This window comes from Kosakonia sp. MUSA4 (assembly GCF_013085925.1).
Taxonomy (GTDB): Bacteria; Pseudomonadota; Gammaproteobacteria; order Enterobacterales; family Enterobacteriaceae; genus Kosakonia; species Kosakonia sacchari_B.
In genome coordinates, this window is sequence record NZ_CP025697.1 from 5,593,691 (window position 1) to 5,601,978 (window position 8,288).

At 53.6% G+C, this 8,288-nt stretch carries 7 protein-coding genes and 1 riboswitch; of the genes, 5 read left to right on the forward strand and 2 right to left on the reverse strand.

Annotation, left to right across the window (positions count from 1 at the left end; translation table 11 throughout):
* Positions 1-189 precede the first annotated feature (189 nt).
* A complete protein-coding gene (gene oxyR, locus C0557_RS26615; RefSeq protein WP_074780663.1) occupies positions 190-1,107 on the forward strand; it encodes a DNA-binding transcriptional regulator OxyR in 918 nt (305 codons plus the stop codon).
* Here the strand turns inward: oxyR and sthA are convergent.
* Positions 1,090-2,490: a Si-specific NAD(P)(+) transhydrogenase gene (gene sthA, locus C0557_RS26620; RefSeq protein ID WP_208662613.1), complete on the reverse strand. Its 1,401-nt coding sequence runs from the start codon at positions 2,488-2,490 to the stop codon at positions 1,090-1,092. The two genes, oxyR and sthA, sit on opposite strands and share 18 nt — an antisense overlap.
* A 195-nt stretch (positions 2,491-2,685) precedes the next feature.
* Here sthA and fabR point away from each other — a divergent pair, with 195 nt between their 5' ends.
* Entirely contained in the window at positions 2,686-3,339 is a 654-nt protein-coding gene (gene fabR, locus C0557_RS26625) for an HTH-type transcriptional repressor FabR (protein WP_035889190.1), read from the forward strand.
* Positions 3,339-3,704 (forward strand): YijD family membrane protein, encoded by a 366-nt coding sequence (locus C0557_RS26630; protein ID WP_043955909.1) that lies wholly within the window; start codon positions 3,339-3,341, stop codon positions 3,702-3,704. Before fabR ends, C0557_RS26630 begins: the two co-directional genes overlap by 1 nt.
* Positions 3,705-3,741: 37 nt before the next feature.
* Here the strand turns inward: C0557_RS26630 and trmA are convergent, their stop codons facing one another.
* Positions 3,742-4,842, reverse strand: coding sequence for a tRNA (uridine(54)-C5)-methyltransferase TrmA (gene trmA, locus C0557_RS26635; RefSeq protein WP_208662615.1), 1,101 nt, complete (start codon positions 4,840-4,842; stop codon positions 3,742-3,744).
* 117 nt (positions 4,843-4,959) lie between these two features.
* Positions 4,960-5,129, forward strand: a riboswitch (cobalamin riboswitch).
* A 64-nt stretch (positions 5,130-5,193) separates the two neighbouring features.
* On the opposite strand from trmA, the gene btuB reads away from it, so the two are divergent.
* Together btuB and murI are read left to right on the forward strand one after the other, a co-directional pair.
* Positions 5,194-7,044, forward strand: coding sequence for a TonB-dependent vitamin B12 receptor BtuB (gene btuB / locus C0557_RS26640; RefSeq protein WP_208662617.1), 1,851 nt, complete (start codon positions 5,194-5,196; stop codon positions 7,042-7,044).
* Positions 6,989-7,840, forward strand: coding sequence for a glutamate racemase (gene murI / locus C0557_RS26645; protein WP_074780673.1), 852 nt, complete (start codon positions 6,989-6,991; stop codon positions 7,838-7,840). The genes btuB and murI overlap by 56 nt, the downstream gene beginning before the upstream one ends.
* The last annotated feature ends 448 nt before the right edge of the window (positions 7,841-8,288 follow it).

Here is an 8,288-nt window from a genome sequence, read left to right on the forward strand (position 1 = left end):
AGGTCCGCTAAACGTTCACGTTGGCTTTAGTTGTTCAGAAAGAAACAAAGGGTAATCGTCTCATCACGGGGTAAGTGAGGCTCCGCTTCGCTTCTGTTGCTTATTATTCAACAGAATGCTTGATAGGGATAATCGTTCGTTGCTATGCTATCTATCGCCATGAACTATCGTGGCGACGGAGGATGAATAATGAATATTCGTGATCTTGAATACCTGGTGGCGTTAGCCGAACACCGCCATTTTCGCCGGGCAGCCGACTCCTGCCACGTCAGCCAGCCAACGCTGAGCGGGCAGATTCGTAAGCTGGAAGATGAACTGGGCGTGATGCTGCTGGAACGTACCAGCCGCAAAGTGCTGTTCACCCAGGCGGGTTTGTTGCTGGTGGATCAGGCGCGCACGGTGTTGCGCGAGGTCAAAGTGCTGAAGGAAATGGCAAGCCAGCAGGGGGAAACCATGTCCGGCCCGCTGCATATCGGCTTGATCCCAACCGTTGGACCTTATCTGTTGCCGCAAATTATTCCGCTACTGCATCAAACGTTCCCGAAACTGGAAATGTATCTGCATGAAGCGCAGACGCATCAGTTGCTGGCGCAACTGGACAGCGGCAAGCTCGACTGCGCGATTCTGGCGCTGGTGAAAGAGAGCGAAGCCTTTATTGAAGTGCCGCTGTTTGATGAACCGATGCTGCTGGCGATTTATGAAGATCATCCATGGGCGAACCGCGAGTGCGTGCCGATGGGCGATTTGGCTGGTGAAAAGTTGCTGATGCTGGAAGATGGCCACTGCCTGCGCGATCAGGCGATGGGTTTCTGCTTTGAAGCCGGGGCAGACGAAGATACGCACTTCCGTGCGACCAGCCTGGAAACGCTGCGCAACATGGTGGCGGCAGGGAGTGGCATCACATTACTGCCCGCGCTGGCTGTGCCGCGTGAGCGTAAACGTGATGGCGTGGTTTATCTGCCGTGCATTAAGCCGGAACCGAAACGCACTGTCGGCCTGGTTTATCGCCCGGGTTCACCGCTGCGCAGCCGCTATGAGCAGCTGGCAGAGGCCATCCGCGGTGCAATGGATGGCCATTTCGATAGCGCGTTAAAACAGGCGGTTTAAACCATTTAGCGCGGCAACCCGATAGGCTTCCGCCATTGTCGGGTAGTTAAAGGTGGTATTAACGAAGTACTCAATCGTGTTACCGCCACCTTTCTGCTCCATAATCGCCTGGCCGATATGAATAATTTCGGCCGCGCGCTCGCCAAAGCAGTGGATCCCCAAAATTTCTTTCGTTTCGCGGTGGAACAAGATCTTCAGGGTGCCGACATTCATACCGACAATTTGCGCCCGCGCCAGGTGTTTAAACTGTGCGCGGCCCACTTCGTACGGTACTTTCATCGCGGTCAGCTGTTGCTCGGTTTTACCGACAGAGCTGATTTCCGGAATGGTGTAGATGCCGGTCGGGATATCTTCAATCAGGTGCGCTGTCGCTTCGCCTTTAATCATCGCCTGCGCGGCGATACGCCCCTGATCGTAAGCCGCTGACGCCAGGCTTGGGTAGCCAATCACATCGCCCACCGCATAAACGTGCGGCAGCGCGGTCTGGTACATACTGTTGACCTTCAACTGCCCGCGACCATCGGCTTCCAGACCAATGTTACCCAGCTTCAGGCTGTCGGTATTACCCGTACGGCCGTTAGCATAGAGCAGACAATCGGCTTTCAGTTTCTTGCCCGATTTGAGGTGCATGATGACGCCGTCTTCCAGCGGCTCGATACGCTCGTACTCTTCGTTGTGACGGATAACAACACCGCTGTTCCAGAAGTGGTACGAGAGCGAATCTGACATCTCCTGATCGAGAAACGCCAGCAGACGATCGCGGGTGTTGATTAGATCGACTTTGACGTTCATTCCCCGGAAGATCGACGCATATTCGCAGCCGATCACCCCGGCACCGTAGATAATGACATGGCGGGGTTCATGGTGCATATCGAGGATTGAATCGCTGTCATAGACGCGCGGATGGGTAAAATCCACATCGGCCGGATGGTAGGGGCGCGAGCCGCAGGCGATAACAAACTTCTCTGCGGTGATCGTTTCTACCGTGCCGTCGTGGCACTCCAGCGCCATCGTGTGGTCATCAATAAAATGGGCGTTGCCTTCAAGAATTTCACAGCGGTTACGCTCATAAAAGCCCTGACGCATGTGGGTTTGCTGATTAATCACGCTCTCTGCGTGGTTCAGGATATCCGCAAAAGAGGAGCGGAGGAGGCGGGTATGGTCGCTGTAGAGAGGGTTTTGGTTGAACTCGATAATGCGGCTAACGGCATGGCGCAACGCTTTCGACGGGATGGTTCCCCAGTGCGTGCAGCCGCCGCCGACGTTATGGTAACGCTCAACAACCGCGACCCGTGCTCCTTGTTTAACCAGACCCATAGCTGCGCCTTCGCCGCCTGGGCCGGAGCCTATTACAATTGCATCATAATCGTAGGAATGTGGCATGGTTAGGCTTACCTGTTCTTATACATAAAAGCAACATAAGACTAACATCAAAGCGGCAATCCCCCAATTATCGTTGTGCTATTTTCATGCAAAAAAGAAGAAACGACGTGTAAATAATCGGTCACAATCCAGTACGATCAGATCGGATTTTTCTCTGGTATATTGCCAGAAAGCCCCAGGAAGGATTCAAACATAGTGATGGGTGTAAGAGCGCAACAAAAAGAGAGAACCCGGCGTTCGCTGGTGGAAGCGGCATTTAGCCAATTGAGCGCTGAGCGGAGTTTTGCCAGCCTGAGCCTGCGGGAAGTTGCCCGCGAGGCAGGTATCGCGCCGACGTCTTTTTACCGGCATTTTCGTGATGTTGATGAGCTCGGCCTGACCATGGTGGACGAAAGCGGGTTGATGCTGCGCCAGTTGATGCGCCAGGCGCGCCAGCGTATTGCCAAAGGCGGCAGCGTGATCCGCACCTCGGTTTCCACCTTTATGGAATTTATTGGCAATAATCCCAATGCGTTTCAGCTACTGCTGCGTGAGCGTTCCGGAACGTCAGCCGCTTTCCGCGCGGCGGTTGCGCGAGAAATTCAGCACTTTATCGCGGAACTTGCCGACTATCTCGAACTCGAAAACCATATGCCGCGCGCCTTTACCGAGGCGCAAGCCGAGGCGATGGTAACGATCGTTTTCAACGCCGGCGCAGAGGCGCTGGATGTGAGCGCCGAACAACGTCGGCAGTTAGAAGAGCGGCTGGTACTACAATTGCGGATGATTTCAAAAGGCGCCTATTACTGGTATCGCCGCGAGCAGGAAAAACTGGCGCATCAACCGACGAGTGAAGCAAAGGATGAGTAATGAAACAGTCAGGTCAAGATAAAGGTACGTTGCTGCTGGCGCTGGTTGCTGGCTTATCGATTAACGGCGCATTTTCCGCTGTGTTCAGTTCGGTGGTTCCCTTTTCTCTGTTTCCGGTTATCTCGCTGGTGCTGACGGTCTATTGCCTGCATCAGCGTTACCAGAATCGCACCATGCCCGTTGGCCTGCCGGGCCTTGCCGCCGCCTGCTTTATTCTCGGCGTGCTGCTGTACAGTACGGTTGTTCGTGCTGAATACCCGGTGATCGGCTCCAACTTCCTGCCGGCCGTGCTGTCAGTGGTGCTGGTCTTCTGGATTGGTTTTCGCCTGCGCAGCCGTAACCGCAAACACGAGGCATCGGAGTGATTTTTCCCTCTCCTTTACGGGAGAGGGATGAGAGATTTTACTTTCTGGTCAACAGAACGCCGCACTCCATATGGTGCGTGTAAGGGAACTGATCAAATAGAGCCAGACGCGACACGTTGTGCGTCTGGTTTAATGTTTCGAGGTTCTTGCACAGCGTTTCCGGGTTGCAGGAGATGTACAGAATGCGCGGATAGGCCTGCACCATTTTTTCAGTTTCCGCATCCAGCCCGCTGCGCGGCGGATCGACGAAGATCGTTTCGCACTGGTAGCTTTTCAGATCGATCCCCTGCAAGCGGTTAAAGGCACGCACGCCATTCATCGCCTGCGTGAATTCCTCCGCAGACATACGAATGATTTGTACATTATCAATATGGTTGGCGGCGATGTTGTACTGCGCAGCGGCGACAGAAGGCTTGGCGATTTCCGTGGCCAGCACGCGGTTGAAATTGCGCGCCAGCGCCAGCGAGAAGTTGCCGTTACCACAATACAGCTCCAGCAAATCGCCGCTGGCATCGCGGGTGACATCCTGCGCCCATTCCAGCATCTGAATATTCATTGCCGCGTTAGGTTGGGTAAAACTGTTTTCCACCTGGCGGTAGATCATCTCTCTGCCACCAACCGGCAGGCGTTCATCGACATAATCCTGATCGAGCTCGATTTTGGTTTTTGTGGCGCGGCCAATCAGTTGCACATTCAGGTTTTGCGCCCGCAGTGCATCGCGCAACTGGGTGGCGGCTTCATGCCACTCGTTATCCAGCTTTTTGTGATACAGCAGCGTCACAATCGCCTGATTGCTCATGGTGCTCAGGTAGTCGATCTGGAACAGCTTGTGGCGCAGCGTGTGGTTGCCGCGCACGGCATCAATCATTACCTTCATTAATACGTTAATCAGCTCGCTGGCCGCCGGGAAGCTGTCGACGCGGATACGCGATTTTGTCTGCTGATCGAAGATGATGTGGTAGAGATCGTCCCCGTCATGCCAAATCCGGAACTCGGCGCGCATGCGGTAATGGCTGACCGGCGAGCGGAACACCTCCGGAAGCGGCGCGGAAAATGGCGTCATCAACGATTGCAGACGCACGACTTTTTCGGCCAGTTGGGCTTCGTATTGTTCTGTCGGCAGGTGTTCGGGGGTCATGATGCTTCCTGAGAGATTAAGAATAACGCGGCGATTGTAGGGATTGCTCACCGGATGTCCAGCGCTCGATGTTTTTGAAATACTCACTTAGCAGTCTGGACATCCATATGTAACAGAATGTAGCATCCGTGTTCCGGTCCTGTGAGTTAAAAGGGAATCCAGTGTGAATCTGGGGCTGACGCGCAGCGGTAAGGATTAAGGTGAGACAGCAGACACTGCCAGTGGTGGGAAGTCCTGTCTTGTTGTACCTCCAAGCCCGAAGACCTGCCGGAATACGTCGCATCTGGTGACATCATCGCGTGCTATTGATGGAACCTGCGGCATCCTTTTTATTTTGTGGATGCTCTCACAATGATTAAAAAAGCTTCGCTGCTGACGGCGCTCTCCGTCACGGCATTTTCCGGCTGGGCGCAGGATAGCAGCTCAGACAATTTGGTGGTGACAGCAAATCGTTTTCAACAATCGGCTAAAACCGTGCTGGCACCGACCGAGGTGGTGACGCGCGAGGATATCGATCGCTGGCAATCCCGTTCACTCATCGATGTGCTGCGCCGTTTACCGGGCGTGGATATCGCGCAAAACGGTGGGCTGGGACAAACAGCGTCCGTTTATGTTCGCGGTACGGAAGCAAAACATCTGCTGCTGCTGATTGATGGCGTACCGGTGGCGCGTTCAGGGATTTCGAACGATCCCGAACTCAATCAAATCCCGCTTTCGCTGGTGCAGCGCGTTGAGTATATTCGCGGGCCGCGCTCTGCGGTTTATGGCTCCGGCGCGATTGGCGGCGTGGTCAACGTCATTACGATGACGGATAGCGAGAAATCCCAGGTCAACGCCAGCATGGGCTCGAAAGGTTATCAAACCTATGACGGCACTTTGCGTCAGCGTTTTGGCGATACGATGGTGACCGCCGCAGGTTCTTATACCAGTACGCGCGGATTCAACGTGCAGCCGGATTCGACATGGGATCATGATGCAGATCGCGATGGCTACCGCAATAAAACGTTCTGGGGCAGCTTACAGCATAAGTTCGATGACCATTTTGACGGTTTCTTCCGTGGCTACAACTTCAGCAATAATGTGGATTACGATCTGGGCAGTGCGCCGTTTTCGCCAGAGTACAGCGCGGATGAGCGCCAGTTGTATGTTCAGGGCTGGGATACCGGGCTGAATTTCAACCAGGGGATCTACTCCTCGCAACTGCTTGCCAGCTATCAAAAAAGCAAAGACTACAACTACAGCAGCATCTACGGCCGTTATAACGATGGCACTACGCTGGATGATATGGAGCAGCGTTACATTCAGTGGGGTAATAATATCGCGGTGGGTAAAGGCTCGCTGGGCGCAGGTGTCGACTGGAAGCAGGAGCGTCTGGTTTCATCTAATCAAAGCACGAGCGACAGCTACGATCGCGATAATACCGGCCTCTACCTGAACGGGATGCAGCAGTTTGGCGATGTCACGCTGGAGGCTTCCGGGCGCGAAGATAAAGATGATGCGTTCGGCTGGCACGGTACCTGGCAAACGGCTGCTGGCTGGGAGTTCGTGGAGAACTACCGCCTGACGCTCTCCTACGGCACGAGTTTTCTCGCGCCTTCGCTTGGCCAGCAGTACGGCGCGAAGCGCTTTGGCATTGCTTCCAACCCGGATCTGAAACCAGAAGAGTCAAAACAGTGGGAAGCGGGTGTGGAAGGATTAACCGGCCCGGTCGACTGGCGTCTGTCCGCGTACCGTTATGAGATCGATAATCTGATCACCTATAGCGATACGGCTTACTACAACATTAACGCTGCAACCATTAAAGGCGTTGAGTGGACAGGAAGCGTCGATACCGGCATCTTCTCGCATCGTGTGACCTTGCAGTACATCGATCCGCGTGATGACGAAACGAACGAAGTGCTGCCGCGCCGCTCAAAACGCCAGGCCAAGTACCAGCTCGACTGGTCTATCTTCAATGTGGATATGGATCTTGCGTGGGAATACTTCGGTAAACGCTATGACAATCGCACGTCAACGTATAACCCTGAGCAACGTGTTTTGCCGAGTTATAGTACGGTTGATCTATCTGCCTCATATCCAGTGACATCTCACCTTACAGTTCGTGGTAAAATAGCTAACTTGTTCGATAAAGAGTACGAGACAGCTTATGGCTACCAAACTGCAGGACGGGAATACACCTTGTCTGGCAGCTACACCTTCTGACGCGCGTCCCACCGTCCTGGTGTTTGACTCCGGCGTCGGTGGGTTATCCGTCTATGATGAGATTCGGCATCTCCTGCCGGATCTCCATTACATCTACGCTTTCGACAATGTTGCTTTCCCCTACGGTGAGAAAAGCGAAGAGTTTATCGTTGAACGTGTTGTCGAGATTGTTACCGCTGTTCAGGCGCAATACCCCCTCGCACTGGCTGTTATCGCCTGTAATACCGCAAGCACCGTCTCTCTTCCCGCGTTACGTGACAAATTCACCTTTCCTGTTGTTGGCGTAGTCCCCGCTATCAAACCGGCTGCGCGCTTAACGGCAAACGGTATTGTAGGTCTATTGGCAACGCGCGGTACTGTGAAACGTCCTTATACGCATGAACTGATTTCGCGTTTCGCAAATGAGTGTCGTATTGAGATGCTGGGGTCGGCGGAGTTGGTGGTTCTGGCTGAAGCGAAACTGCACGGTAAGGAAGTGCCGCTTGAAGAGCTACGCCACATCTTGCGTCCCTGGTTACGCATGAAAGAGCCGCCGGATACCGTAGTCCTGGGTTGTACGCACTTCCCGCTGTTGCAGGATGAACTGTTGCAGGTGCTGCCAGAGGGCACGCGGCTGGTGGATTCCGGTGCAGCCATTGCGCGTCGTACCGCCTGGTTGCTGGAGCATGAAGCGCCGGATGCAAAATCCGCTGGCGATAATATTGCGTACTGCATGGCGCTAACGCCTGAAACTGCACAGTTATTGCCCGTTTTGCAGCGCTATGGCTTTAAAACGCTCGAAAAACTGGCTGTTTAGGGCGTCGTTGAACAAAAAAGAGACGGTTGAAAACTTTTTTCAAATTAGGGGTTGTCAGCCGGAATTATCTCCCTATAATGCGCCTCCACTGACACGGCACAACGGCAAACACACCGGCCTGTCAGGTGAAGAAATCTGAAAATAATCAGTTGACTTCACGGCGGGAAAGCGTAATATGCACACCCCGCGCCGCAGCGAAAACACAGCGGCACTGCTCTTTAACAATTTATCAGACAATCTGTGTGGGCACTCAGGTGACATGGATTCTTGATGTCTTCGGACAAAAAATGAATACCAAGTCTCACGGGTGAACACGTAATTCATTACGAAGTTTAATTCGATGAGCATCAAACTTTAAATTGAAGAGTTTGATCATGGCTCAGATTGAACGCTGGCGGCAGGCCTAACACATGCAAGTCGGACGGTAGCACAGAGAGCTTGCTCTCGG